We start from the raw sequence: 24,177 nt of genomic DNA on the forward strand, positions 1-24,177 counted from the left end.
CTCAGCGGTACTCCGCCAGCCGGGGCCGCAGCCCGAACGCCACCAGGCCCGCCATCAGCACAAGCCCCGTCCCGGCCGTCGGGGCCAGGACCGCGATCGCGTCACGGCCCGACGCGATCGCCCGGTCGTGGTGGTCGCTGTTGATCGCGGTCACCTGGTCGAGGGCCTGCATCCACGCCCCGAAGTGCGCGTTGGAGGTGTCGGGGGCCCAGCCGACGCAGAACTCGGTGGCCTCCCGGATCTTGTTCTCGGCGACCAGCTTGCGGAACTTGCGGTCGTCCTGCTGATAGACCACGTACGCGTCGACCGTCTTCTCGGCGGCCTCCCGCTCCCCCGGGAACGTGATGTTGTCGAGTTCGCGCCGGTACTCGCCGGTGAACCTCTTGTCCGTGCTGTCGTGGTGGTACGCGGCCCAGGTCGCGTCCAGTTGTTCGCCGTACGCGCCGACGTCCTCTCCGGGCACCCCGTACAGCTTCCGTGACTTCTCCAGGAAGCCCGTCTCGTACTCCGTACGATGGCCGGGGTCCAGGAGGAAACGGCTCTCGTCCGCGTTGAGGTCGTAGCCGAGTGCCTTGGAGCGGGCCAGCGCGACCACCGAGTCGAAGGAGTCGTGGCGGGCCACCTTCAGCTGGTGCGAGGTGGTGGCAAGGAGCTGCGCCCCGCTGATGACCGCGACCAGCGCGCACAGCGTCGCCGCGAGCAGGCCCGGGTTGAGGACGCGCCCGAAGCGGCGGGTGAGCTGGATCTGGAGGGAGACGAGGGCGACCACCAGGAGCACGCCCAGGACGACCCCGGCGGCCAGCCGGACGTTCACGTCGGAGTGCGCCGCGCGGTAGTCCGCCTGGTAGACCGCGTCGTTGGCGTCCACGAGCCGGCTCGCGTTGGGCAGCATCACATGGGCGAGGAGGTCGGTCGCGGTCCGGTAGTCGCTGCGGGCCGCGTCCTTGCCGCCGGGGTGCTCGTCGTTCTCCAGGGCCCGCCCGACGAACTCCTGGTAGTGCGCGAACTCGTCGGTGAGCGCGACCACGGCGTTCTGGGTGCCCTTGTCGCCCTCGGAGGCCGCGCCGAGGGTGCGCAGCGAGCGGCTGATGGTCTCCTGCGCGCCCTCGTACCGCTTTCTCGCCTCCGTGTACGACCGGTCGAGGCGGCCCTTGCCGGTGCCCGAATCGCCGCTGGACACCAGGATGTTGGCGGTCTGGGCGTCCATGTCGTTGAGCGCCAGTTCCAGCTGGGTCGCGGCGAGGGTGCGGGGCGCGTTGCGGTGCTCGACGGCGTCCCAGGTGCCGGAGGCGCCGGTGGCGGCGACCACGAGCAGGATCAGCAGTCCGGTCCCGAGCAGCGCGCAGCCCGTTCCCATGAACCGCAGCCGGCCCGGTGTCGTGGACCACTGGCGGCGCACGGCCGCCCGCAGCTCGCGGACCAGCCGGGCGACGGCCTCGTAAGACCGTCGCCACGGCTGCCCCTGACGCGGCCCCCCTCCGGACCGCGACGGCGGGATCCCCCCGTGACGAACGGCCGACGCGGGGAGGATCCCTGCGTTCACCGGGGCCCCCGCCCCCTGGCTCTGCTCGGCGGTGATACTCACGCGCCCCTCCCACCTCGCCACGGGCCGCTCGTACGATCCCGTGCGAACACCAGCATCAGGTCAACCGTTCGACCCGCAGCCCGCGTTGACGGTCTCCTGATGCCGCGGGGCCCCGTCTTGACGGCATCTTGACGGGGTGTCAGCGGCACGGGGTGTCAGGGGCTCCGTATGGCCACCGTCAAGACTTACCGGCGGCCCATCAACACTTCGTCAACGCCCGACGACAGACCCGGCCCGAGTCCCTAGCGTCACAGACATGAGAGCCATGAGAGCCATGGGACGGCGCAGATCGCACTGGACGTCGGCCCGCGTCTCGCGGCCGCCCGCGCCCCTCGTGCACGGCACCGGCCCGGTCGCGTACGACACGGGCTGGGCCGGTGAGGCGCGCTCGGCGGGTGGCTGCGCGGCGGTGCTGCTCGGACTGCTCCTGCTGATCGACACGGGCGCGGGCACCCTCACGGTCCCGCGCGCCGCGCTGTGGCTGGGCCTGGCCGCACTGCTGCTCCTGGTGCTGTGGCCGGCCCGGGTGTCGGCCGGTCCGGGACTGCTGGTCTCTCGCGCGCTGACCCGCACCCGCGTGGTGCGCACCGACCGGCTGGTGTCGGTGCGCTGGTCGGACGGGGTCGCCCAGCGGCTGCTGCTGCGCGACGCCGACGGCAACCGCACCGAGATCGACCCCCAGGTGCTGATCAACAACCCGCCGCTGTGGCGCTTGTTGGACGAGGGCTCCCGTACGAGCGTGGCGCGCGGCACGCTGTGCTGCGGCGAGACGGCGTTGCGTCAGGTCTCGGCCCGGATCGACCGCGAGACGGCCCGCACTGTGTTCAAGGTCTCCGGCCTCGGCTAGCCGGTTTGTTGTGGTTCGTCCTGCCGCGTCGCCGATCCTGACGGACTCTTAACACCCAACTCCCCGTGGCCGTTCATACGCTCGCCGCGTGCTGAACGTGACTGGTGTCCTCAAGCGTCTCGTGATCGGCCGGGCGATGCGCAGCGAGGAGCTGGGCGAGACCCTGCTGTCCAAGCGGCTCGCCCTGCCGATCTTCGCCTCCGACCCGCTCTCCTCGGTGGCGTACGCGACCCAGGAGATCCTGCTCGTCCTGACCCTGGGCGGGCTCGCCTATCTCCACTTCACGCCGTGGATCGCGGCGGCGGTCGTCGCGCTGATGGCGGTCGTGGTGCTCTCCTACCGCCAGGTCGTGCACGCGTACCCGAGCGGCGGCGGCTCGTACGAGGTGGTGTCACGCAACCTCGGACCGTCGGCCGGCCTCGTGGTGGCCGCGTCCCTGCTCGTCGACTACGTGATGACGGTGGCCGTCTCCGTCGCCTCGGGCGTCGACAACATCATCTCGGCGGTGCCCGCGCTCAACCCGTACCGCGTGCTGCTGGCGCTCGGCTTCGTGGCGATCCTGACCGCGATGAACCTGCGCGGGGTGCGCGAGTCCGGCCGCGCCTTCGCCGCGCCCACCTATCTGTTCATCGGCGGCGTGATCATCATGGTCGCGACCGGTCTGATCCGGTACCTACTCGGTGACGCGCCGGTCGCCGAGTCCGCCGCGTACGGCATCCACGCCGAGCCCGGCGACCAGCACCTCGCCGGAATGGCCCTGGTCATGCTGGTGCTGCGCGCGTTCTCCAGCGGCTGTACGGCGCTGACGGGCGTCGAGGCGATATCCAACGGCGTGCCCGCGTTCCGCAAGCCCAAGGCGAAGAACGCGGCCGGGACCATGGCGGCGATGGGCGTCCTCGCGGTCGTGATGTTCGTCGGCGTCACCGCGCTCGCGATCGTGGCGAAGGTCCACATCACCGAGGACTCCTGCCAGTTGACCGGGATCGACGGCAGCTGCGACACCTTCACCCAGAAGACCGTGATCGCCCAGCTCGCCTCGTCCGTCTTCGGCGGCGACCACAGCCTCGGCTTCTACTTCCTCCAGACCGTCACCGCGCTGGTCCTGATCCTCGCCGCGAACACCGCCTTCAACGGCTTCCCGCTGCTCTCCTCGATCCTGGCCCAGCACCGCTACCTTCCCCGCCAGCTGCACAACCGGGGCGACCGGCTGGCCTTCTCCAACGGCATCCTGGCCCTCGCGGTCGTCGCGGGCGCGCTCCTGTGGGCGTACAAGGCGGACGTCACCGGCCTCATCCACCTCTACATCCTCGGGGTGTTCACCTCCTTCACGCTCTCCCAGCTCGGCATGGTCCGGCACTGGAACCGCGCCCTGCGCACCGAGCCCGACCCGGCCGCGCGCCGCCGCCACCAGTCGGCGCGGGTGGTCAACGCGCTGGGCGCGGTCGTCACCGGCCTGGTCCTGGTGATCGTCCTGATCACCAAGTTCACCCAGGGCGCCTGGCTCGCGGTGGTCGCGGCGCTCGCGCTGTGGGTGATGATGCGCGGCATCCGGCGCCACTACGACGCGACGTCGGCCGAGCTCGCGGTGGAGGACCCGCGCGAGCAACTGACCCCACCCTCCCGGGTGTTGGCGGTGGTCCTGGTCTCGACGGTCCACAAGCCGACCCTGCGCGCCCTGGCGTACGCGCGCGCCTTCAAGCCGGACCGGCTGGAGGCGCTCACCGTCGCCGTCGACAAGCCCGCCACCGACGACCTCCAGCGCCGCTGGCAGGACCTCGACGTCAGCGTGCCCCTGAAGGTGCTCGCGTCGCCGTACCGCGAGATCACCCGGCCGGTCGTCGAATACGTACGCTCGATGCGGCGCGACAGCCCGCGCGATGTGGTCGCGGTCTTCATCCCCGAGTACGTGGTGGGCCACTGGTGGGAGAACCTGCTCCACAACCAGTCGGCGTTGTGGCTCAAGAGCCGCCTGCTGTTCACCCCGGGCGTGATGGTGACCAGCGTCCCCTGGCAGCTCACGTCGGCAGCCCGAGCGGACCATCCGGCACCGCGAGCGCCGGGTTCGGTGAGGCGCGGGGAGCCGTCGACAGGCGGCGCCCCCGGCGCCGACACGCTCGGCCGGACCATGCGTTAGTCACACTTTTGTGTCCGGTTCCGTCAGCCCCATGACAGTGGAACCAAAGCCACGACGCGAGTGGCAGCCAGGAGAACCGTCATGGAAGCAAGGATGCCGAGCCCGGCGACGCTCGTCCCGGGGGCGATGGAAGCCATTCGCGAGCTGACGAAGGCCACGCACAGCGCCGGCGTACCCGCCACCACCATGCACCTCGTGCACCTGCGGGCCAGCCAGATCAACGCGTGCAGCGCCTGCGTGGACTCCGGCACCCGGTACGCGATGAAGGGCGGCGAGAGCGCGGAGCGGCTGCTCGCGGTGGCCGCGTGGCGCGAGATGCCCTACTTCACCGACGCCGAGCGGGCCGCGCTCGCCCTCACCGAGTCGGTCACCCGCCTCAACGACCGCGCCGAGCCGGTCCCCGACGACGTATGGGCCGAGGCCACGGCGCACTACGACGAGCAGCCGCTCGCGGCCCTCGTCCTGTGGATCGCGGTCAGCAACTTCTACAACCGCCTCAACGCGGCGACGAAGCAGCAGGGCGGCCAGACGTGGTGAACTGGGGATCGACCAACTCCCTTTCTGTGCAAGGCAACTGACGATCCGTCCTGCACAGTCCTCGATCACGTACGTATTCACCGCGCAACGCCGAGGTGGCACGACATGGCAACCGAGACAACCACCTGCTGCATCGTCGGCGGTGGGCCGGCCGGCACGATGCTGGGGCTGCTGCTGGCCCGGGCCGGCATCGAAGTGACCGTCCTGGAGAAGCACCAGGACTTCCTGCGGGACTTCCGCGGCGACACGATCCACCCCTCCACCCTGGACGTGATGGCCGAACTCGGCCTGGTGGAGCGCTTCTTGGCACTACCGCACCGCACCACGCCGGGGATCAACATGGTCACCGACACCCGCGACGTACTCGTCGCCGACCAGCGGCTGCTGTCCGGCGCGTATCCGTACATCGCGTTCGTCCCGCAGTGGGACTTCCTCAGCCTGCTCGCCGAGGAGGCGGCCAAGTACCCCCACTTCCGTCTCAAGATGGGCGCTCAGGCGCACGGTCTGATCCGCGAGGGCGACCGGGCAGCGGGGGTGCGCTACCGGGACGCCGACGGCGAGCACCAGATGAGAGCGGTGCTCACGGTGGCCGCCGACGGCCGTGACTCGGCGCTGCGCGCCCCGGCCGGTCTTGTCCCGCGGGGGTTCGGGGCGCCGATGGACGACCTGTGGTTCCGCATCCCGCGCGAGGAGAGCGACCCGCCGGACACGTTCATCCGCCTCGGCGCCCAGGGTCTGCTCATCGGCATCTGCCGGGAAGACTATTGGCAGTTCGCCTATGTCATCCCCAAGGGGAGGTACGCCCAGCTGAAGGCCGAGGGCATCGACGCGCTGCGGGCGAGCGTGCGGGCGCTGCTGCCGTGGATGGGCGACCGGCCGGACAAGATCGAGTTCTCGGACGCCCGGATGCTGGAGGTCCGGGTGGAGCGGCTGCGGCGCTGGTACCGGCCGGGGCTGCTGTTCATCGGCGACGCCGCGCACGCGATGTCGCCGGTCGGCGGGTTCGGGATCAACGTCGCCGTCCAGGACGCGGTGGCCACCGCCAACCTGCTGGCCGAACCGCTGCGGCGGGGCACGCTCGGCACCGGGCATCTGGCGGCCGTGCAGAGGCGCCGGCTGCCGCCGACCATCGCCATCCAGCGGATGCAGATCCTGCTCCAGAACCAGCTCATCGCGCCGACGCTGGACGGGACGCGAGAGTCGCGGCCGCCGAGGGTGCTCGCGGTCGCGGACCGGGTGACGCCGGTGGGCAGGCTGATCGCCCGGATGATCGGGTACGGGCCGCGCCCGGAGCACGTACGGACCCCCGGGCGGAGCTGAACGCATGGCCGCGAAGGGCGGGAGCGGGCGCCGAGAGCGCTTGCTCGCGCCCTTCGTCGTATCCACCGATACATCTCGGCCGCTGTGTCCCGCGCATATCGTGAAATCTCAGCGACGACACCCGGTGAATTCGGCCACGAATAGCAACCGCGTGTCTTTCTCCACCACGCTTCACCCCGCTTCACCCGGGCAATTTCGTTGACCGCACAACAACTGCTCTCCACAAGTGTCCAACTGCGGAAATCCCGCGCTCGCACGGAGCCCTGGTAGAGGGCGGCACAGCGCGGCATTAGGTGCCGGAGTGCCGCTTGAGCCGCGTATGACGGGCAAGTTGAGCGCTGCTTGACCCGTACCCGCCGCCTCGTGCTAAACCCGTAACCACTTGATAAGAAATCCAGCCAGAGAGGGTTTCATGACGACCATCATCCGACCCGAGGACCGTCCTGCCGGCCGCCGCGGGTTTGAAATCGTCCTGCCGAGTGGCGCGACAGGTGGTACTGCCGCCATGGTGGAGGGCGAGATAGCCGCCGCGACGCCCGGACCGCCGCTGCACACGCATGCCGAGTCCGACGAGACGTACTACGTCCTCGAAGGCTCCTTGCTCATGTACATCGACGGCGAGGTGACCAAGCTCGGCCCCGGCTCGATGGCGCACATCTCCAAGGGCACCGAGCACACCTGGTCCACCACCCTCTCCGGCAGCTGCCACTTCCTCACGCTGCACCTGCCCGGCGGTTACGAGCTGTACCACCCGACCGCGCTCGCGGCCGAGCACGAGAAGGGCGGGCCGCTGATCCAGTCCGACCTGTTCGAGCTGGCCGCGAAGTTCGACTGGCGGATGGCGGGCAGCGAGCCGATGCGGCTGACCCCCGAGGGCGTTCTCGTCCCGGCCGGTGAGGCCGACGCGATCGCCCAGCGCCTGCTCGCCGAGTACACCGAGCAGCCGGTCGCTTGAACGACTTAGGCAGCGTCGGCCACTTAGGACGTATCCACCAGTCAGGCCACTTAGGTCAGTTGGACCACTCGGGCCGCTGGAACCCAACACTTCGCTTGGGCCACTCAGGTCGCCGGAGCGTGTGAGTGCCTTGCCGAGCCGGGGTGTCGCGTACCCGCTCGGCTCATCACCCTGTGCGGGAGGGCGCTTTCACGTGTCCCCCGCCCGCCGCGCCCCCGCCCTGCGAGATCCCCCTACCGGTCTCGCGGGGCGGCGGTCTGTCCGGCCGGACCGGCAGCCGTGGGACCCGCTGTCACGGGCCCCTGGTGTGACCCGCGGATACGGCGTGTGACCTGCGAGAAGTCACACCGCCACACCCTGCGTCGTCATGTTTGTGACGCGAATTTTTCCTGCCTTCCATGGCGAGGAGAACAGCACGATGGCACTGGCACTCACCCCTTCACGCTCCATCCGTCACGACCGGGCTGGGACGGCCTCGGTCACCACGATCGGCCAGAGGTAGACACGCCATGACTCACGACACGCACGCCGGAGCCGATCTGCCCGGCGGCAGCCACGCGGGGGCGGCGCACGGCGAAGCGCCGACGCTCGACCCGCGCCGCTGGCTCGCACTCATCATCGTTCTGGTCGCCGGGTTCATGGACATGCTCGACGTGACGATCGTCAACGTCGTCATCCCGAGCATCCAGAAGGACCTGCACGCGGACTACACCCAGATCGAATGGGTCGTGGCCGGCTATGTGCTCGGCTTCGCGGCCCTGCTGATCACCGGCGGGCGCCTCGGTGACATCTTCGGCCGTAAGAAGATGTTCCTGATCGGCGTCGCGGGCTTCACCATCGCCTCGACGCTCTGCGGTGTGGCCAGCGGCCCCGGCATGCTCATCGGCGCCCGCTTCTTCCAGGGCACCATGGCCGGACTGATGGTCCCGCAGATCCTCGCGATCATCCATGTCACGTTCCCGACCGAGGAGCGCGGCAAGGTGCTCGGCATCTGGGGCGGTGTGCTCGGCTCCGCGTCCGTGGCCGGCCTGATCGTCGGCGGTGTGCTGGTCGACGCGAACATCGCCGACCTGCACTGGCGCCCGATCTTCCTGGTCAACATCCCGGTCGGCGTCGCCGCGTTGATCGCGGCCTGGTTCTTCGTCGGGGAGTCGAAGTCGGCGGCCGCGCCCAAGCTGGACCCCATCGGCGTGGTGATCGCGACGACCGGCATCCTGATGCTGGTCTATCCGCTCGCCGAGGGCCGCACCCTTGGCTGGCCCGCCTGGACGTACGTCCTGATGGGCGGCTCGGTCGTGGTGTTCGCCCTGCTCGCCGTCTTCGAGCGGTACCGCACCCGGACCGTGGGCTCGCCGCTGGTCGTGCTCAGCCTGTTCAAGGAGCGCGCGTTCACCGCGGGCATGCTGGTGTGGACGCTGTTCTGGATCGCGCTCGGCGGCTTCTTCCTGGTGTGGACGCTGTACATGCAGCTGGGTCTGGGCTGGTCGCCGATGCGCGCCGGTCTGACGGGCGCAGCCTTCGCCGTCGGCGCGGCCGCCGGTTCCGGCCTCGCGGTCGAGGTGTTCACCCCGCGCATCGGGCGCTGGACGCTGATCGGCGGCGCGCTCCTGAACGCGGCGGGCTTCGGCGCGTACATCTTCGTCGCCCACCACTACGGCCCGGGCATCCCGTCCTGGCAGATGATCGCGCCGCTGGTCGTCACCGGCTTCGGCTTCGGTCTGGTGGTGGCGCCGATGATCGACGCGATCCTCACCAAGGTCCCGGTCAAGGACGCGGGTTCGGCCTCCGGTCTGCTCGGCACCACCCAGCAGGTCGGCATGGCACTCGGGGTCGCGCTGGTCGGTGTGCTCTTCTTCGGCCACCTGGCCAGCGACTCCGACCACGGCGTCGACAAGGTCACTCCGGCGCTGCGCCAGGAGCTGGTCACCGCGGGCGTCCCGGCGAACGGCGTCGACGACATCGTCAAGGGCTTCCGGGCCTGTGTGCACGACCGCTCGGCCGAGTCGGACCCGACGAAGGTCCCGGCCAGCTGTCTGCCCTCCTCGGTGCAGGGCGCCGACAAGGTCCAGCCGATCCTGACGGCGCAGGGCCAGAAGGCCGTGAGCCACAACTTCGTCAAGAGCTTCGACCTCAGCCTCTGGTACGGCATCGGCATCCTGATCCTGGTGGCGCTCGGCATGTTCGCGCTGCCCCGCGAGGTGCACGCGCGCGACCTGGACGCGGAGCTCGAAGCGCTGGGCGAGCCGGTCGCCCGAGGGGTGTGACGCCCCGGCGCTGACCGTATGACCCCGAACTCCCCGTAGGCGTACGCCGGTTGATCAGGCCGACGCGCGCTTGCGGGGAGTCGTCTTCTTCGCGGCCGCCTTCTTGGCCGTGGTCGCGGTGGACTTCTTGGCGCCGGACGCCTTGGGGGACGCGGCCGACTTCTTCGCGGTGGACGCCGACTTGGCGGTCGCCTTCGTGGTCTTCTTCGCGGCCGCCTTCTTGGCGGGCGCGCTCTTGGCCTGGCTCTTACGGGCCGCCGTCTTACGGGGCTTGAGCTCGGTCACCTCGGCAGGCTCGGCCGCCTCCTCGCCGCGTGCTTCCTTCGCCGCGCGCACGCTCTTCTCCAGGGCGGCCATCAGGTCGATGACCTTGCCGCCGCCGGTCTCGGGCGGGGTCTCGGACGGGGGCAGCGCGCCGCCCGCCTTGGAGGCGATGAGGGCTTCCACGGCCTCGCGGTAGTCGTCGTGCAGCGCGTCCACGTCGACCTCGCCGAGGGTGTCCATCAGGGCGTCGGCCAGGTCGAGTTCGGCGTCGCGGACCTTCACGCCGGTCTCCGGGGCGACGCCCTCGGGGGCGCGGATCTCGTCCGGCCACAGCAGCCCGTGCATCGCGATGACGTCGTCGACGACCCGCAGCATGCCGAGCCGTTCCCGGCCGCGCAGCGCGAACTTGGCGATGGCCACCTTCTGGCTGCGCTTGAGCGCCTCTCTGAGCAGCGTGTACGGCTTGGCCGCCGGGACGCCGCTGGCGCTCAGGTAGTACGCCGCGTCCATCTGGAGCGGGTCGATGGAGTCGGCCGCGACGAACGCCACGATCTCGATGGTCCTGGCGGTGGGCAGCGGCAGCGCGGCCAGGTCGTCGTCGGTGATCGGGATCAGCGAGCCGTCCGCGTCCTCGTACGCCTTGCCGATCTCGGCGGCCTCCAGCTCCTCGCCGTCCAGCTCGCACACCTTGCGGTAGCGGACCCGGCCGCCGTCCTCCGTGTGGATCTGCCGGAACGAGATCGAATGGCTCTCGGTGGCGTTGAAGAGCTTGATCGGAATACTGACCAGCCCAAAGGAGATCGCACCATTCCATATGGATCGCACTCTTCATCCCCTCTGCCGGGATTAGTGGGATTCTCATCGTATGACGCCGATCACATGGGTGGAGGGGCGGCGGATCGCGCTCTCCCGCCTCGACAAGGTGCTCTATCCCGCCACCGGCACCACCAAGGGCGAGGTGCTGCACTACTGCGCGTCGGTGGCCGGGGCGCTGCTCGCGCATCTGCGGGGGCGCCCGGTGTCGTTCCTGCGCTACCCGGACGGCCCCGACGGCCAGCTCTTCTTCACCAAGAATCCGCCGCCCGGCACACCCTCCTGGGTGACGACCGCGTCGGTGCCGCGCTCCCAGGACAGCGCCGCGCGCCAGGTCATGATCCCGGACCTGTCCACGCTGATGTGGGCGGCGAACCTGGTGGTCGAGTTCCACACCCCCCAGTGGCAGGCGGACGCGCCCGCGCAGGCCGACCGGATGGTCTTCGACCTGGACCCCGGCTCCCCGGCGACCGTGGTGGAGTGCTGCGCGGTGGCGCTGTGGCTGCGCGAGCGCCTGTCGGCGGACGGCCTCCACGCGTACGCGAAGACGTCCGGCTCGAAGGGTTTGCATCTGCTGGTCCCCCTGGAACCCACCCCGTCCGAGCGCGTCTCGGCGTACGCCAAGGGGCTCGCCCAGGAGGCGGAGGCCGCTCTTCCGCAGTTGGTCACCCATCGGATGGCGCGGGCGCTGCGGCCGGGCAAGGTGTTCGTCGACCACAGCCAGAACGCGGCCGCGAAGACGACGGCGGCGCCGTACACCCTGCGGGCCCGGGAGCGGCCGACGGTGTCGGCGCCGGTGTCGTGGGAGGAGGTCGAGTCCTGCGGCACCCCATCCGACCTGGTGTTCCTGCTGGGCGACATCGAGCCGCGACTGGCGAGGGACGGTGACCTGATGGCCCCGCTGATCAATCTGAACAGGGCGGGCCACCTCCCATGACGCCGCCGCTGCGACCGCCACTGAAGGTGGCCCTGGCTCAATCGGTGAGGGAGCTTCCGACGGGACCCGGTTGGAGCTACGAGCCGAAGTTCGACGGCCACCGGATGCTGATCTTCCGCACGGCCGACGGGGTGGTGCTCCAGGCCCGTTCGGGCCGGATCGTGACGGCCGCGTTCCCGGACCTGGTGGAGGCGGCGCTCGCGGTGCCCGCGGGGTGCGTGCTCGACGGGGAGGTGGTGGTCTGGACGGGTGGCCGCACCGACTTCGCGGCGGTCCAGCGGCGGGCTGCGGCCACGCCTTCTCGGGCCGCACTGCTGGCCCGGCGGCTGCCGGCGTCGTACGCGGCGTTCGACGTGCTGGCGGAGGGGGACGAGGACGTCCGGCGTCGGCCGTACTCGTCGCGCCGCGCCCGGCTGGTCGCCGTGCTGGGCGGGTTGGGCCCACCTCTGCAACCGGTTCCGGCGACGTCGGACGTGGAAACGGCCCTGACCTGGTACGAGACGCTTCCGGCGAGCGGGGTGGAGGGGCTGGTGGCGAAGCGCCTCGACTCCCCGTACCGCCCCGGCGCCCGAGCCTGGCGCAAACTCCGGCACACGGATACGTGGGAGGCGGTGGTGGTGGGCTTCGTCGGCCCCCCACGCCGCCCGACGGCCCTGGTCCTGGTGCTCCCGGGCGACGACGCGGTGGCGGTGTCCAGCCCGCTGGGGCCGTCGCTCCGGGCAGAGGCGGGGCGGGGCGGGTTGCTGCGTGTCGAGCCGGGCACGCGGACGGCCGTCGCCCCGGGGTGGGGCGAGGTGCCCTACGTCCCGGTCGAACCGGGCCGCTTGCTGGCGGAGGTGGAACGGGGGACGGTGCGGCATCCGGTGACTACGGTGCTGCGACTGCGGGACGCGGGCGCGTGAGGATTCCCCACCCCGCCCCTTCCCGGCTGTGACATTTTGCGGCTCCGCCGCGTGGCCTGGGCGGGCGGCCGGGTTCGTCGACTGCGCGCCGGTGGGGGCTGAGCGCGCAGTTCCCCGCGCCCCTGACTGCCTAGGGGCGCGGGGAACTGCGCGAGAACCCAGCACGATCCGCAGACGAAGCGGGGTGCAGGGGGCGCAGCCCCCGCCCCGGGGTCCGGGGGCGGGGGCTGCGCGAAACCCCCTCCACCCCCACCCACCCCCGGAGGGTTCAGGGAAGGGGCGGGGAGGGGCGATTCACGCCCGGGACCACGTGCGGCGGTCCCGTGCCGTCCAGTACAGCCCCTCGATGTCCCCCGGCTTCAGGACGCCGCCGAGGCGGGACAGGTCCGACAGTTCCGTGTCGCGCAGCACCCGTACGTCCCGTACGGACGCGACCGCGTCGATACGGTCCGCGCCCGGCAGGGCGAGGATCGGGCGGACCGCCGCCGCGAGGGCGAGGGAGGCGCGCTCGGCGTCGCGGCGGGCCCAGCGCAGCTGGGGCGAGGGGGCCGCGCGGCCGACCGAGACCAGCGGGTCCGCGATCCGGACCCGGTGGCGGTGGGCAGGGAGCGTGCGGACCGTCATCACGCCGGCCGGGCCGATCAGCAGATGGTCGATGCGGCCGTCCCCCGGCAGCGGCACCGAGTGCAGCACCCGCCACCCCGCCCCCTCCAGCGCGTCCAGCTCCGCACCCACCCGCTCCTGCGCGGCCAGCGCCACGCGGCGCGGGTCGGTCCGGAAGCGCCACTGCTCGACGTGCCGCTCCAGCTCCGCGAACAGCGCCTCGCCGGGCCGGTTGGGCGCCAGGTCGTCGTCGGGGTGGAGGGAGAGGCGGGCCAGGTCGGCCGAGGTAGGCGCGGGCGGCGGCCCGACCGTCACCTCACCCACCACGAACGGCGCCAGGGCCGCCAGGACCTCGTCCCGGCACTCCTCCAGGAGCAGGCTGACCCGCCCGCTCTCCCTGTCGTACCAGGCCGCGCTCCTGCCGTCCGGAAGGCTGACGTACAGCCGTGCCTGTCCGTGCCGGTGCACCGGTGTCACCCGCAGTCCCGACATCCCGCATCACCCCCACGCCCATGGGACCAGCACCGCCCGCGCAGGGCAATATCGCGGCTCGTATAGTGCGGAGCCGCTAGGGCGCGTGCGGCACGCGCCGAAGAACCGGGAGGGGCACCACCTAATGATCATCTGGGGTACCAGGGGATATCTGTACCAGCTGGCGATGATGACGCTGGTCTGCGGGAACTGCGGCAACCCCGCGGCCCACGGACTGCGCAAGTACGTCAAGAAGTTCACGTTCTTCTTCATCCCGCTCTTCCCCCTGTCGACCCGGTTCCGTACGCAGTGCACGTTCTGCGGTCTTGAGCAGGAGATCACCAAGGAGCAGGCCGAGCAGCTGCAGGCGATGGCCGCGGGTCCCCAGCCGGGCCAGGGCATGGCCCCGCAGCCGGGGTACCAGCAGCAGCCCGGGTACCAGCAGCAGCCGGGTCAGATGCACGGACAGAACCCGTACCAGCAGTGATGACACGGTCGCCACGGCTATGGCGAGCTGTTACAAAGCCGGGAAAGCTCCGCAATAACCGCCGCCTACCGTGGTGACCATGACTGCGTCCACGACCTCCCGCCCCCGTCCGCCCCGCACGGCGCGGATCGCGGCCGCCTCCGCGCTCGCCCTCGCTCTGGGCGGCGGGCTCATGGCCTGCGGCTCGGGTTCGTCCGACGGGGCCAAGGCGCCCGCGCCCGACGTCTCGGTGCGCAACGCCACCACCACCCAGGCCCGCCAGCAGGTCGGCCCGCTGAAGGCGGCCGAGCCGACCCGGGTGGTCATCCCCTCGGCGGGGGTCGACGCGAGCCCGGTGCTGCACCTGGGCCTGGACGAGAAGCAGGAGCTCCAGGTGCCGCCGGTGGACAAGGCGGAGCTGGCGGGCTGGTACACCGGCAGCGTCACGCCGGGCGAGAAGGGCGCTTCCGTGATCGTCGCGCACTACGACACGGCCAAGGGCCCGGCGCTGATGCGCGATGTGAACAAGATGCACGTCGGGGACGTGATCGAGGTCGGGCGGGCGGACGGTTCGACGGCCGTGTTCCGGATCCGTGAGACTCAGCAAGTGGACAAAACCGACTTCCCCACGAATAAGGTTTACGGCAAGACCGACCGTCCGGAACTCCGCCTCATCACCTGCGGCGGCCCGATCAAGAACGGCCATCGCTCGGCCAACATCATTTTTTACGCCGACCTGGTGAAGGCGCAGTAGCCCTCGCCGCTACCCTCGGCGCCGAGGCCCCGCACGACAGGAGCACCTTGACCCGCCACCGCCGCCCCGCCGCCGCGGTTCTCGCGCTGCTCGCAGCCGGGGCCGCGGCCCTGCTGCTCTCCGGCTGCGGCAACGCGGGCGGTCTGGAGGGCGCGGGCCCCACCCCGACGGCGGTCGGCCCGGTGCGCCTGTGGCCCGACCTGCCGAAGCCCACGACGACCCCGCAGGACTACGGCGAGTCCCAGACGGAGCGGGTGCCCGGCATCAAGGTGCCGGGCGGCGACGTCCACAGCCTCGACCCGGTCGCGGTCGTCCAGGCCGAGGTGCGCGCCCACCCCGACCAGTACACAGGGGCCGACGGGCTCTACGAGGAAACGGTTCGTCAGCTCAATCAGTGCCGGTCCAAGCCCAAGAGCTGCCCGGTCCTCAAGGCGTACTTCCGCGATCTGACCGGCGACGGCAGGGACGAGATGATCCTCGGCATCAAGATGCCCGAGCAGCAGCTCGCCGTGCGCTGCTACATGCCCGACAAGAACGGCACCCTGACCCGGATCATGTCCACCTCGGACCAGCTGATCGGGGTCGAGCTGGCCGGCCGGGACGTCATCCTGCACTCGGTCTCCGCGGGCATCCCCGGCTACGAGTACCGCACCGCCTGGTCCTGGGACGACCACCAGCACGCCATGCTGCCGACCCGCGACGAGATCATCCGGGTGGAGCCGCAGCACTCCCTCAACCCGGTCCCGCCGCGCCCCAAGACGCCGAACCCCACCGCGAGCAAGGGATGAAGAGACCCCCAGCGATGAAGCGGCCCCGTCTGCCCGCCTGGACGGCGACGCTCACTTGGAAGGCCGCGGTCTTCATCACCGTCATGTGCTGCGCCCTGGCGGCGCTGCTCGGCGTGCTCGTCCATGTCTCGGTGACCCGGCAGACCGTCGGCCAGGCCCGGGACAAGGCGCTGAGCAAGCTGGACGACGTGTCCCAGGAGTACGAGGCGGGCGAGCCGCTGCCGTCGGGCGCCGGACTCGACCCGGCGGGGCTGCCCGGTTCGCTGCGCAAACTCGCCGTCTCCGGCAAGCGCGGCACGCTCGTCGCCGACGACGCGAACGGGCGCCCCACCATGTGGGCGGCGGGTCCGGCGGACGGGCGCGCGCTGGCCGTCACCATCGACTACAGCCAGAGCGCCCGCACCATCAACGGCCTCGACCAGGCGATCCTCGGCTCCTCCATCCTCGCCATCGGCGCCACCCTGCTGGTCGGCGTCTTCGGCGTCACCCGGGTCACCCGCAGACTGCACCAGACCGCGACGGTGGCCCGCCGGATCGGCGCGGGCGACCTGGACGCCCGGGTCAACGACCCCCGTACGAAGGACCCTTCGCGCCACCAGGACGAGGTGGCCACCGTCTCCGGGGCGCTCGACACCATGGCCGGGACGCTGCAGAACAAGCTGCTGAGCGAGCAGCGCTTCACCGCCGACGTGGCGCACGAGCTGCGCACCCCGCTCACCGGACTGCACGCGGCCGCCGAACTGCTGCCCGAGGGACGCCCCGCCGAGCTGGTACGGGACCGGGTGCGGGCGATGCGCTCGCTCACCGAGGACCTGCTGGAGATCTCCCGCCTGGAGTCGGGCAGCGAGCCCGTCGACCTCGATCTGGAGTATCTGGGGCCGCTGGTGGAGCGCGTGGTGCGCGCGTCCGGGACCCGGACCGAGGTCGTCGTCGTCCGCGACACCTGTGTGGAGACCGACAAGCGGCGCCTGGAGCGGGTGCTCGGCAATCTGGTCGCCAACGCCCACAAGCACGGCGCGCTGCCGGTGGTCCTGACCGTGGACGGCCCGGTCGTGACGGTACGGGACCACGGCGCCGGCTACCCCGCCTATCTGCTCGACCACGGCCCCCAGCGCTTCCGCACCGAGGGCGGCACCAAGGGGCACGGGCTCGGCCTGACCATCGCGGTCGGCCAGGCGTCGGTCCTCGGCGCCGGGCTGCGGTTCGGCAACGCGCCGGACGGGGGTGCGGTGGCGCGGCTGACCCTGCCGGAGTACGGAAGGCCCGACGGGCGTACGGACGGGCCGGGCGGGGGTGACCCGCAGGCCGGGGCCGGTGTGCGGGGTCCGGCGGGTAATCCGTCCGGCGGCACCCACCCCTCGTAGCACTTTGCGAGTGGTAAGCAGCGAACCTAGGGTGAGCCGGGCGAGCCAAGGGCCGTCCCCCACGGCCCTCCCGTCCCCCAGGAGGCATCGATGTCCCTGCGTTCTCCGCTTGCTTCACTAGGTCTGTGTCTGGCCGCCGGCGCCGTCGCCGCGCTCACGGCGGCGGGTCCCGCGAGCGCCGCGCCGTCCGACCACAACGACTCCGTCGGCCGCGTGACGGCCAAGTCCGGCCTGCTCCTGCGGGACAAGCCGACCCGCAGCAGCCGGATCATCGGCATCGCGCCGTACAACTCGATCGTCCACATCTTCTGCAAGACGCGCGGCGACACCGTCAACGGCAACAACCGCTGATATCTCCTGGAAGACGGCACCTGGGCCTGGGGGTCGGCGTTCTACATCGACAACCTCGGCCCGGTGCCGCGCTGGTGCTGATCCCTCAGCTCACCTCCCGAGGAGCCTGGCCTTCGCGGCCGCGAACTCCTCGGGGGTGAGCAGCCCTTCCTGGGCGAGCTTTCCCAGCTGGGTCAGCCGGTCGACGAGGGCGGCGCCGTCGGGGTCGGGCGCCTCGGGCGGCGCCTCGTAAGCGGGGGCGGGCTCGGGACGCGGCGGACGGGGGGCGTTCGCCAGCAGGCCGCGCAGCAGGGGCGCGCCCGCCGGACGGGTCACGGGCTGGACCACATCCCGGGTGGACTTGATGAACACGACTCAGCTCTTCTCTCGCTCGGCGGCCGTACGTCCGGCCAGCGCGGCCCTCACCTCGTCCAGGCGCTCCGGCGGCAGCCGCACCGAGCCCGCGACATGGCCGCCCGCCGCCCGTACACCCTTGGCCGCCTCCTCCGCCCACAGGTGCTCGATCAGGGCGACGATCGCGCAGCTGCCCCGGTCGAGGAGTTCCGCCGCCTCCTGGACGTCCTCGGGTCCGATCAGCCGCTCGACGCCGTCGCCGACCAGGACGCCGCTCAGCTCCTCGAACTCGTCGAGCTCGGCCGCCAGCACCTCCCCGCCCGCCGTCTTGGTGACGACCAGCGCGTCGACGATCCGTACCGACCGGGATCTGCGCACCCCGACGAGCGAGTCGACGGCCCGCACCCGCAGCTGCTCCTCGGGGAAGGCGAGGACGATGAACTCCACGGGCCCCATGGCCGTACTCCTCAGTGACGGTCCGTCAGTTCTCTTGGTCGATGCCCCCCCTCGGCACACTATGACATAAAGGACATAAGCGGCCGCGCTTGCTACGTTGCCCGACATGAGCGCAACGACGACGGCGGACCGGCCACCGCCCGCCCTCCGCCTCCCCCGCCGCCGGGGCGTCGAACTCTCGCTGCTCGTCGGCGCCGTCCTGGCCTCGGTCTACGGCTACGCCGACGTCGGGCTCGCCAAGAGCGGTGCGGTCCCGCCGGACGCGGCGGGCTACGGCGCGGGGCTCGGGCTGCTCGCCCTGCTGGCGCACCTCGCGGTCCGGCTGCGCGCCCCGTACGCCGATCCGCTCCTGCTGCCCATCGCGGTGCTGCTCAACGGCCTCGGCCTGGTCCTGATCTACCGCCTCGACCTGGAGACCCCGCACACCCCGGCCGCCTCCGCCCAGCTGGTCTGGTCGGCCATGGGCGTCGCCCTGTTCGGCGCGGTCGTCCTGATCCTGCGCGACCACCGCGTGCTCGCCCGGTACGCGTACCTCTCGGCTGCCACCGCGCTCGTCCTGATGGTGGTGCCGATCTTCTTCCCGGCCGTCAACGGCGCCAAGATCTGGATCCGCCTCGCCGGACTCTCCTTCCAGCCGGGCGAGTTCGCCAAGATCCTGTTCGCGGTCTTCTTCGCCGCGTACCTGGCCGCCAACCACAACGCGCTCGCGTACACCGGCCGCCGCATCTGGCGCCTCCAGCTGCCCACCGGCCGGGTGCTCGGCCCGATCGTGGCGATCTGGCTGCTGAGCGTCGGCGTCCTCGTCCTGGAGCGCGACCTGGGCACCTCGCTGCTCTTCTTCGGGCTCTTCGTGATCATGCTGTACGTGGCGACCGGCCGCACCGGCTGGATCGCGGTGGGGCTGCTGCTCGCGGCGGTCGGCGCGGCGGTGGTCGGCTCGCTCGAACCCCATGTGCACAGCCGCGTCCAGGACTGGCTGCACCCGTTCGCCTCCATCGATGCCGGTCAGGGACCCGGCCAGCTCGCCCAGTCGCTGTTCGCGTTCGCCGCGGGCGGCATGCTCGGCACCGGGCTCGGCGCGGGCCACTCGATCCTCATCGGCTTCGCCGCGAAGTCCGACTTCATCCTGGCCACGGCGGGCGAGGAGCTGGGGCTCGCGGGCCTCACGGTGATCTTCCTGCTGTACGCGCTCCTCGTCGCCCGGGGCTACCGCGCGGGCCTCGCGCTCAGCGACTCGTTCGGGCGGCTGCTCTCCGTCGGGCTCTCCTCGATCCTCGCCCTCCAGGTCTTCGTGATCGCGGGCGGGGTGATGGGCCTGATCCCGCTGACGGGCATGGCGATGCCGTTCCTGGCGCAGGGCGGCTCGTCCGTCGTCACCAACTGGATCATCGTGGCGCTGCTCATCCGGGCCAGCGACAGCGCGCGCACCCCGCACCCGGCCGTCGAGACCGGCACCCTCGCACCCGTCCGCATGAGGACCTGATGATCCGTTACATCCGGCGGGCCGCCGCCTTCTGCCTCGTCCTCCTGGTCGCGCTGCTCGTCAACGCGGCCCGCGTGCAGGTCTTCCAGGCCGACGCGCTCGACGACAACCCCGCCAACCGCCGCGCCACACTGGCCCGTTACGGCCAGCCGCGCGGCGACATCCTGGTGGGCGAGGACGCGGTCACCGGCTCCAAGGACACCGGCCAGCCGCTGCGGTACGAGCGCACGTACACCGACGGCCCGCTGTACGCGCCCGTCACCGGCTACGCGTCCCAGATCTACGGCACCACGCTGGTCGAGAGCGCCCAGGACGCCGTCCTGTCCGGCACCTCCCCACTGCTCACCCCGCTGTGGGGCGACCTCACCCGTAAACGGCAGCGCGGCGGCGACGCGGTCACCACCATCAAGGCGTCGATGCAGCAGGCCGCCTACAAGGGGCTGGGCGGCAAGAAGGGCGCGGTCGCCGCCGTCGAACCGGCCACCGGCAGGATCCTGGCCCTGGTCAGCAGCCCCTCGTACGACCCCGGCAGGCTCTCCGGGAACGGGCCCGCGGTCAAGAAGGCCTGGACCGCGCTGACCACCGGCCCCGACCAGCCCATGCTCAACCGGGCGATCCGGCAGACGTATCCGCCGGGCTCCGCCTTCAAGATCGTGACGGCGGCGGCCGCGCTGGACGCGGGCGCCGTCACCGATGTGAACGCGCCGACAGTCACACCCGACCCGTACATCCTGCCCGGTACCAGCACCACGCTGCCCAACGAGGCGAGCGGCTGCGAGAACGCCTCGCTCGCGTACGCCGTGGAGGTCTCCTGCAACACGGTGATGGCGAACCTCGGGGTCAAGGTGGGGCTCAAGGGGATGCTGAACGCGGTCGGCCGGTTCGGCTTCAACGACACGAGGCTGCGTATCCCGTCCGGCGTCGCCAAGTCCAACTTCGACAAGAAGATGGGCCCCGACCAGCTGGCGCTCTCCTCCATCGGGCAGTTCGACACCACGGCCACGCCGCTCCAGATGGCGATGGTGGCGGCGGCGGTCGCCAACGGCGGGGAGCTCAAGTACCCGTATCTGGTGGACCGTACGACCAGCGCGCACGGCACGACGCTCGCCCGGACCGCCGAGCGCGACTACAAGCAGGCGATGAACCCGGCCACGGCCGAGCAGCTCCAGCAGCTGATGGTGGACGTGGTGGAGAAGGGCACGGGCACCAGCGCCGCGATCCCCGGGGTGCGGGTGGGCGGCAAGACCGGCACGGCCCAGAACGGCGTCGGAAACCGGGGCCTGCCGTACGCCTGGTTCATCTCCTGGGCCCAGTCCCCGGACGCGCCCCGCCCGGCCGTGGCCGTGGCGGTCGTCGTCGAGGACGCGGAGGCGAACCGGATGGACATCAGCGGGGGCGGCGACGCGGCGCCGATCGCGAAGGCGGTGATGGAGGCGGCGCTCAGGGACTGAGCGGGTCAGCTCCCGCCGGGGCGGCGGCGGCCGACCGCGGTCAGGTCGATGTCGATCGGGAAGGGGCGGTCGGTCTTGAGCTGCTTGTGATGGATACCGGTCGGGGCGTACGAGTGGGTTGCGGGGTCCAGCTCGTAGACGTACACCACCGGCAGTCCGTCGTTCTCCTCCACCCGCCAGAAGTGCGGAATGCCTGCGCGGGCGTATTTCCGGGGTTTGACCTCGCGGTCGCGCTCCACCGATTCCTCGGAGACCACTTCGACAGTCAGGACCACATCCTCAGGCTTGAACCAGGTCTGGCGGAGGCCCGTGCACGCGTCTCCCAGGACGACGAGGACGTCGGGCTCCAGCCGATTGCGCTTGTCGAGCGTGACGGTCATCCCCGCCATAGGTTCCAGGTGCTCCGGCGCCTGACTCAGCAGCACATGCTCGAAGAACGGGATGGCGCGCGCGTGAAAGCGCGTCTGCGGACTTCTGAAGACAAGACTCCCATGGATCAACTCCGTGTGCAGAGGAAGATTCGGGAGGTGGTCGAGGTCGTCCGCCGTCCAACCGTCGACGGGCGGGCGGACCCACTCGTACTCGTCGTCAACGCCATAGTCGCGTGCGGCGCTCGCGCTTGCTCCCATGGTGAGGAGTCTGCTCGGTCCGCCGGACCGCCCAGCGGGAACGAGAGAGCGCCGCACGAAAGAGTGAGTCGCGGATCAGCCCACCGCCCCCTCCGCGATCGCGTCCGACACCTCCGCCACCCGGGCCGTCTCCTCCTGGGCGAAGCGCTCGCGGTCGAGGCGTTCCGCGATCTCCTCGTCCTCGGCCATGAGCAGGTCCAGGTTGGAGTCGCCGAGGTCGAAGACGCCCATGTCGACGTACGCCTTCTGGAGCCGCGCGCCCCACAGGCCGATGTCCTTGACGCAGGGGACGATGCGGCTGAACAGCAACTTGCGGAAAAGATGCAGGAATTCGGACTGCTCCGAGAACTCCTCGGCCTCCGCCTTGGGGATGCCGAAGTTCTCCAGGACCTCGATCCCGCGCAGCCGGTCCCGCATCAGGTAGCAGCCCTCGATCACGAACTCCTCGCGCTCGCGCAGTTCGGCGTCGGAGAGCTGCTTGTAGTAGTCGCGCAGCGCCATCCGCCCGAACGCCACGTGCCGTGCCTCGTCCTGCATGACGTACGCGAGGACCTGCTTGGGCAGCGGCTTGTCGGTGGTGTCGCGGAGCATGCCGAACGCGGCGAGCGCGAGGCCCTCGATGAGCACCTGCATACCGAGGTACGGCATGTCCCAGCGGGAGTCGCGCAGGGTGTCGCCGAGCAGCCCCTGGAGGTTGTCGTTGACGGGGTAGAGCATCCCGATCTTCTCGTGCAGGAACCGGCTGTAGATCTCGGCGTGCCGGGCCTCGTCCATGGTCTGGGTCGCGGAGTAGAACTTGGCGTCCAGGTCCGGCACCGACTCCACGATCCGCGCCGCGCACACCATCGCGCCCTGCTCGCCGTGGAGGAACTGGCTGAACTGCCAGGCCGAGTAGTGCCGGCGCAGCTCGCCCTTGTCCTTCTCGGTCATCTTGGCCCAGTAGCGGGTCCCGTACAGCGTCATCGCCTCGTCGGGCGTGCCGAGCGGGTCGTACGGATCGACCTCAAGGTCCCAGTCGATGCGTTTGGCGCCGTCCCACTGCTTGTCCTTGCCCTTCTGATAGAGGGCGAGCAGGCGTTCGCGCCCGTCGTCGTACTCCCAGCTGAAGCGCGCCGCGCCCGACGCCGGGACCTGCCACAGAGGGTCGTGCGGGCCGTTCACATAGAGGTCTTGCGTCGACACGTGCGGCTCCTTCGCCTCGCGTACCTCGTACGGACGTACTGGGGGGATTGCCTGACTGTCCGTTACACGCCGGTTCACTGGCAGGCTCACACGTTGGTAGACGCCGGGTCAACAAGTCGGGGCCAAGGGATTGACGGGCTTGCTGACAAGCAGTCTCATAAGAGGTGACCGCCGGTACGTCACGACCGATACCGCCCCGGCCGATCGCGAATCGGCCCGAATCGACCCCCAGCCGAGGTGCCACCAGCCATGACGACCGTGACCGAAAGCGAACTGCTCCACGACGCGCTCGGCCTGCTCAGGGACCGCGAGGAGGTCGCCGAACGACTGCTCGCGTCCTCCGCGCGGCACTCCTTCGACCCCGACAAGGAGCTCGACTGGGACGCGCCGTTCGAGGACGGCAAGTGGTTCTGGCCGCCGGAGCTCCTCTCCCTCTACGACACCCCGCTGTGGCGGAAGATGTCCGAGGACCAGCGCTTCGAGCTCGCGCGCCACGAGGCCGCCTCGCTCGGCTCGCTCGGGATCTGGTTCGAGATCATCCTGATGCAGCTGCTCGTACGGCACATCTACGACAAGCCGGTGACCAGCAACCATGTGCGTTACGCGCTCACCGAGATAGCCGACGAGTGCCGGCACTCGATGATGTTCGCCCGCGTGATCAAGAAGGGCGGATCGCCCACGTACCCGGTCCCCCGGCTCTACCACAACCTCGCGCGCGTCCTGAAGACCGTCTCGACGACGCCGGGTTCGTTCGCCGCGACGCTGCTCGGCGAGGAGATCCTCGACTGGATGCAGCGGCTCACGTTCCCGGACGACCGGGTGCAGACCCTCATGCGCGGCGTCACCCGGATCCATGTGGTGGAGGAAGCCCGCCATGTCCGGTACGCCCGCGAGGAGTTGCGCCGCCAGATGGTGACCGCGCCGCGCTGGGAGCGCGAGCTCACCCGCGTCAGCTGCGGCGAGGCCGCCCGCGTCTTCTCCACCTGCTTCGTCAACCCGCAGGTGTACGAGAACGTCGGCCTCGACCGCCGGGAGGCGGTCGCCCAGGTCAAGGCGAGCGGCCACCGACGCGAGGTGATGCAGAACGGGGCGAAGCGCTTGACCGACTTCCTGGACGACATCGGCGTGATGAACGGCGTGAGCCGCCGGCTCTGGGTCAGTTCGGGGTTGCTGGCGCGGTAGGGGTGTGTGCCAGTGCGCTTCGGCACCGGGTCACCTGAGGGGCGCGGGGAACTGCGCGACCAGCCCCCACCGGCCCGCAGACGAATCGCACCGCGCCCGCGCCCGC

22 protein-coding genes and 1 pseudogene are annotated in these 24,177 nt (G+C 70.8%); 16 read left to right on the top strand and 7 right to left on the bottom strand.

What is annotated here, in order from left to right; genetic code table 11:
• Position 1: 1 nt before the first annotated feature.
• A complete protein-coding gene (locus tag ACT1U9_RS09100; protein ID WP_444537839.1) occupies positions 2-1,585 on the bottom strand; it encodes a hypothetical protein in 1,584 nt (527 codons plus the stop codon).
• A 256-nt stretch (positions 1,586-1,841) separates the two neighbouring features.
• Here ACT1U9_RS09100 and ACT1U9_RS09105 point away from each other — a divergent pair, with 256 nt between their 5' ends.
• From ACT1U9_RS09105 to ACT1U9_RS09130, 6 genes are all read left to right on the top strand, one after another.
• Positions 1,842-2,432 (top strand): hypothetical protein, encoded by a 591-nt coding sequence (locus ACT1U9_RS09105; protein ID WP_444537840.1) that lies wholly within the window; start codon positions 1,842-1,844, stop codon positions 2,430-2,432.
• 136 nt (positions 2,433-2,568) lie between these two features.
• Positions 2,569-4,566, top strand: a complete 1,998-nt coding sequence (locus ACT1U9_RS09110; protein ID WP_444539050.1) for an APC family permease — start codon at positions 2,569-2,571, stop codon at positions 4,564-4,566.
• Between the two features lie 81 nt (positions 4,567-4,647).
• Positions 4,648-5,103 carry a carboxymuconolactone decarboxylase family protein gene (locus tag ACT1U9_RS09115; RefSeq protein WP_444537841.1) on the top strand — a complete coding sequence of 152 codons (456 nt, stop codon included), beginning with the start codon at positions 4,648-4,650 and terminating at the stop codon, positions 5,101-5,103.
• A 105-nt stretch (positions 5,104-5,208) separates the two neighbouring features.
• Positions 5,209-6,423: an FAD-dependent oxidoreductase gene (locus ACT1U9_RS09120; RefSeq protein ID WP_444537842.1), complete on the top strand. Its 1,215-nt coding sequence runs from the start codon at positions 5,209-5,211 to the stop codon at positions 6,421-6,423.
• Positions 6,424-6,928: 505 nt separating this feature from the next.
• Complete coding sequence (locus ACT1U9_RS09125) at positions 6,929-7,378, top strand: cupin domain-containing protein (protein WP_444537843.1); 450 nt, start codon at positions 6,929-6,931, stop codon at positions 7,376-7,378.
• A 509-nt stretch (positions 7,379-7,887) separates the two neighbouring features.
• Positions 7,888-9,642: an MFS transporter gene (locus ACT1U9_RS09130; RefSeq protein WP_444537844.1), complete on the top strand. Its 1,755-nt coding sequence runs from the start codon at positions 7,888-7,890 to the stop codon at positions 9,640-9,642.
• Between the two features lie 54 nt (positions 9,643-9,696).
• On the opposite strand, the gene ku is transcribed toward ACT1U9_RS09130, so the two are convergent.
• Positions 9,697-10,731, bottom strand: a complete 1,035-nt coding sequence (ku, locus tag ACT1U9_RS09135) for a non-homologous end joining protein Ku (protein WP_444537845.1) — start codon at positions 10,729-10,731, stop codon at positions 9,697-9,699.
• A gap of 40 nt (positions 10,732-10,771) precedes the next feature.
• On the opposite strand from ku, the gene ligD reads away from it, so the two are divergent.
• Positions 10,772-11,656 carry a non-homologous end-joining DNA ligase gene (gene ligD, locus ACT1U9_RS09140; protein ID WP_444537846.1) on the top strand — a complete coding sequence of 295 codons (885 nt, stop codon included), beginning with the start codon at positions 10,772-10,774 and terminating at the stop codon, positions 11,654-11,656.
• Complete coding sequence (locus ACT1U9_RS09145) at positions 11,653-12,558, top strand: ATP-dependent DNA ligase (protein WP_444537847.1); 906 nt, start codon at positions 11,653-11,655, stop codon at positions 12,556-12,558. The genes ligD and ACT1U9_RS09145 overlap by 4 nt, the downstream gene beginning before the upstream one ends.
• Positions 12,559-12,852: 294 nt before the next feature.
• Here ACT1U9_RS09145 and ACT1U9_RS09150 read toward each other — a convergent pair whose 3' ends face one another.
• Positions 12,853-13,653, bottom strand: coding sequence for a nuclease-related domain-containing protein (locus tag ACT1U9_RS09150; RefSeq protein WP_444537848.1), 801 nt, complete (start codon positions 13,651-13,653; stop codon positions 12,853-12,855).
• Between the two features lie 124 nt (positions 13,654-13,777).
• On the opposite strand from ACT1U9_RS09150, the gene ACT1U9_RS09155 reads away from it, so the two are divergent.
• The 5 genes and pseudogenes from ACT1U9_RS09155 to ACT1U9_RS09175 all read left to right on the top strand — a co-directional run bounded on the left by ACT1U9_RS09155 (position 13,778) and on the right by ACT1U9_RS09175 (position 17,436).
• Positions 13,778-14,119 carry a zinc-ribbon domain-containing protein gene (locus tag ACT1U9_RS09155; RefSeq protein WP_188277752.1) on the top strand — a complete coding sequence of 114 codons (342 nt, stop codon included), beginning with the start codon at positions 13,778-13,780 and terminating at the stop codon, positions 14,117-14,119.
• A gap of 79 nt (positions 14,120-14,198) precedes the next feature.
• Positions 14,199-14,852 (top strand): class F sortase, encoded by a 654-nt coding sequence (locus ACT1U9_RS09160; protein WP_444537849.1) that lies wholly within the window; start codon positions 14,199-14,201, stop codon positions 14,850-14,852.
• Between the two features lie 47 nt (positions 14,853-14,899).
• Positions 14,900-15,640 carry a hypothetical protein gene (locus ACT1U9_RS09165; RefSeq protein ID WP_444537850.1) on the top strand — a complete coding sequence of 247 codons (741 nt, stop codon included), beginning with the start codon at positions 14,900-14,902 and terminating at the stop codon, positions 15,638-15,640.
• Between the two features lie 14 nt (positions 15,641-15,654).
• Positions 15,655-17,004, top strand: coding sequence for an ATP-binding protein (locus ACT1U9_RS09170; RefSeq protein ID WP_444537851.1), 1,350 nt, complete (start codon positions 15,655-15,657; stop codon positions 17,002-17,004).
• Between the two features lie 90 nt (positions 17,005-17,094).
• Positions 17,095-17,436, top strand: a pseudogene (locus tag ACT1U9_RS09175) (SH3 domain-containing protein).
• 9 nt (positions 17,437-17,445) lie between these two features.
• On the opposite strand, the gene ACT1U9_RS09180 reads toward ACT1U9_RS09175, so the two are convergent.
• Positions 17,446-17,706 carry an SHOCT domain-containing protein gene (locus tag ACT1U9_RS09180; protein ID WP_444537852.1) on the bottom strand — a complete coding sequence of 87 codons (261 nt, stop codon included), beginning with the start codon at positions 17,704-17,706 and terminating at the stop codon, positions 17,446-17,448.
• A 3-nt stretch (positions 17,707-17,709) separates the two neighbouring features.
• On the bottom strand, positions 17,710-18,144 hold the full coding sequence (locus tag ACT1U9_RS09185; protein WP_444537853.1) for a DUF6325 family protein: 435 nt from the start codon (positions 18,142-18,144) through the stop codon (positions 17,710-17,712).
• A 106-nt stretch (positions 18,145-18,250) separates the two neighbouring features.
• Here ACT1U9_RS09185 and ACT1U9_RS09190 point away from each other — a divergent pair, with 106 nt between their 5' ends.
• Together ACT1U9_RS09190 and ACT1U9_RS09195 are read left to right on the top strand one after the other, a co-directional pair.
• Positions 18,251-19,627, top strand: coding sequence for an FtsW/RodA/SpoVE family cell cycle protein (locus tag ACT1U9_RS09190; RefSeq protein ID WP_444537854.1), 1,377 nt, complete (start codon positions 18,251-18,253; stop codon positions 19,625-19,627).
• Complete coding sequence (locus ACT1U9_RS09195; protein WP_444537855.1) at positions 19,627-21,078, top strand: penicillin-binding transpeptidase domain-containing protein; 1,452 nt, start codon at positions 19,627-19,629, stop codon at positions 21,076-21,078. The genes ACT1U9_RS09190 and ACT1U9_RS09195 overlap by 1 nt, the downstream gene beginning before the upstream one ends.
• Positions 21,079-21,083: 5 nt before the next feature.
• On the opposite strand, the gene ACT1U9_RS09200 is transcribed toward ACT1U9_RS09195, so the two are convergent.
• Complete coding sequence (locus tag ACT1U9_RS09200; protein WP_444537856.1) at positions 21,084-21,707, bottom strand: Uma2 family endonuclease; 624 nt, start codon at positions 21,705-21,707, stop codon at positions 21,084-21,086.
• Between the two features lie 75 nt (positions 21,708-21,782).
• On the bottom strand, positions 21,783-22,889 hold the full coding sequence (locus tag ACT1U9_RS09205; protein WP_444537857.1) for a ferritin-like domain-containing protein: 1,107 nt from the start codon (positions 22,887-22,889) through the stop codon (positions 21,783-21,785).
• A gap of 249 nt (positions 22,890-23,138) precedes the next feature.
• Between ACT1U9_RS09205 and ACT1U9_RS09210 the strand changes: the two genes are divergently transcribed.
• On the top strand, positions 23,139-24,071 hold the full coding sequence (locus ACT1U9_RS09210; protein WP_444537858.1) for an AurF N-oxygenase family protein: 933 nt from the start codon (positions 23,139-23,141) through the stop codon (positions 24,069-24,071).
• The last annotated feature ends 106 nt before the right edge of the window (positions 24,072-24,177 follow it).

The organism is Streptomyces sp. BR1 (assembly GCF_052373795.1).
In the GTDB taxonomy this organism is placed as follows: Bacteria; Actinomycetota; Actinomycetes; order Streptomycetales; family Streptomycetaceae; genus Streptomyces.

Bases quoted from the DNA above. Each gene is read 5' to 3' on its own strand.
- ACT1U9_RS09170 (WP_444537851.1), top strand. From the start codon at position 15,655: ATGAAGCGGCCCCGTCTGCCCGCCTGGACGGCGACGCTCACTTGGAAG.
- ACT1U9_RS09155 (WP_188277752.1), top strand. From the start codon at position 13,778: ATGATCATCTGGGGTACCAGGGGATATCTGTACCAGCTGGCGATGATG.
- ACT1U9_RS09190 (WP_444537854.1), top strand. From the start codon at position 18,251: ATGAGCGCAACGACGACGGCGGACCGGCCACCGCCCGCCCTCCGCCTC.
- ACT1U9_RS09130 (WP_444537844.1), top strand. From the start codon at position 7,888: ATGACTCACGACACGCACGCCGGAGCCGATCTGCCCGGCGGCAGCCAC.
- ACT1U9_RS09120 (WP_444537842.1), top strand. From the start codon at position 5,209: ATGGCAACCGAGACAACCACCTGCTGCATCGTCGGCGGTGGGCCGGCC.
- ligD (WP_444537846.1), top strand. From the start codon at position 10,772: ATGACGCCGATCACATGGGTGGAGGGGCGGCGGATCGCGCTCTCCCGC.
- ACT1U9_RS09110 (WP_444539050.1), top strand. From the start codon at position 2,569: ATGCGCAGCGAGGAGCTGGGCGAGACCCTGCTGTCCAAGCGGCTCGCC.
- ACT1U9_RS09145 (WP_444537847.1), top strand. From the start codon at position 11,653: ATGACGCCGCCGCTGCGACCGCCACTGAAGGTGGCCCTGGCTCAATCG.
- ACT1U9_RS09185 (WP_444537853.1), bottom strand. From the start codon at position 18,144: ATGGGGCCCGTGGAGTTCATCGTCCTCGCCTTCCCCGAGGAGCAGCTG.
- ACT1U9_RS09105 (WP_444537840.1), top strand. From the start codon at position 1,842: ATGAGAGCCATGAGAGCCATGGGACGGCGCAGATCGCACTGGACGTCG.
- ACT1U9_RS09160 (WP_444537849.1), top strand. From the start codon at position 14,199: ATGACTGCGTCCACGACCTCCCGCCCCCGTCCGCCCCGCACGGCGCGG.
- ACT1U9_RS09125 (WP_444537843.1), top strand. From the start codon at position 6,929: ATGGTGGAGGGCGAGATAGCCGCCGCGACGCCCGGACCGCCGCTGCAC.
- ACT1U9_RS09115 (WP_444537841.1), top strand. From the start codon at position 4,648: ATGGAAGCAAGGATGCCGAGCCCGGCGACGCTCGTCCCGGGGGCGATG.
- ACT1U9_RS09200 (WP_444537856.1), bottom strand. From the start codon at position 21,707: ATGGGAGCAAGCGCGAGCGCCGCACGCGACTATGGCGTTGACGACGAG.
- ACT1U9_RS09210 (WP_444537858.1), top strand. From the start codon at position 23,139: ATGACGACCGTGACCGAAAGCGAACTGCTCCACGACGCGCTCGGCCTG.
- ACT1U9_RS09150 (WP_444537848.1), bottom strand. From the start codon at position 13,653: ATGTCGGGACTGCGGGTGACACCGGTGCACCGGCACGGACAGGCACGG.
- ACT1U9_RS09195 (WP_444537855.1), top strand. From the start codon at position 19,627: ATGATCCGTTACATCCGGCGGGCCGCCGCCTTCTGCCTCGTCCTCCTG.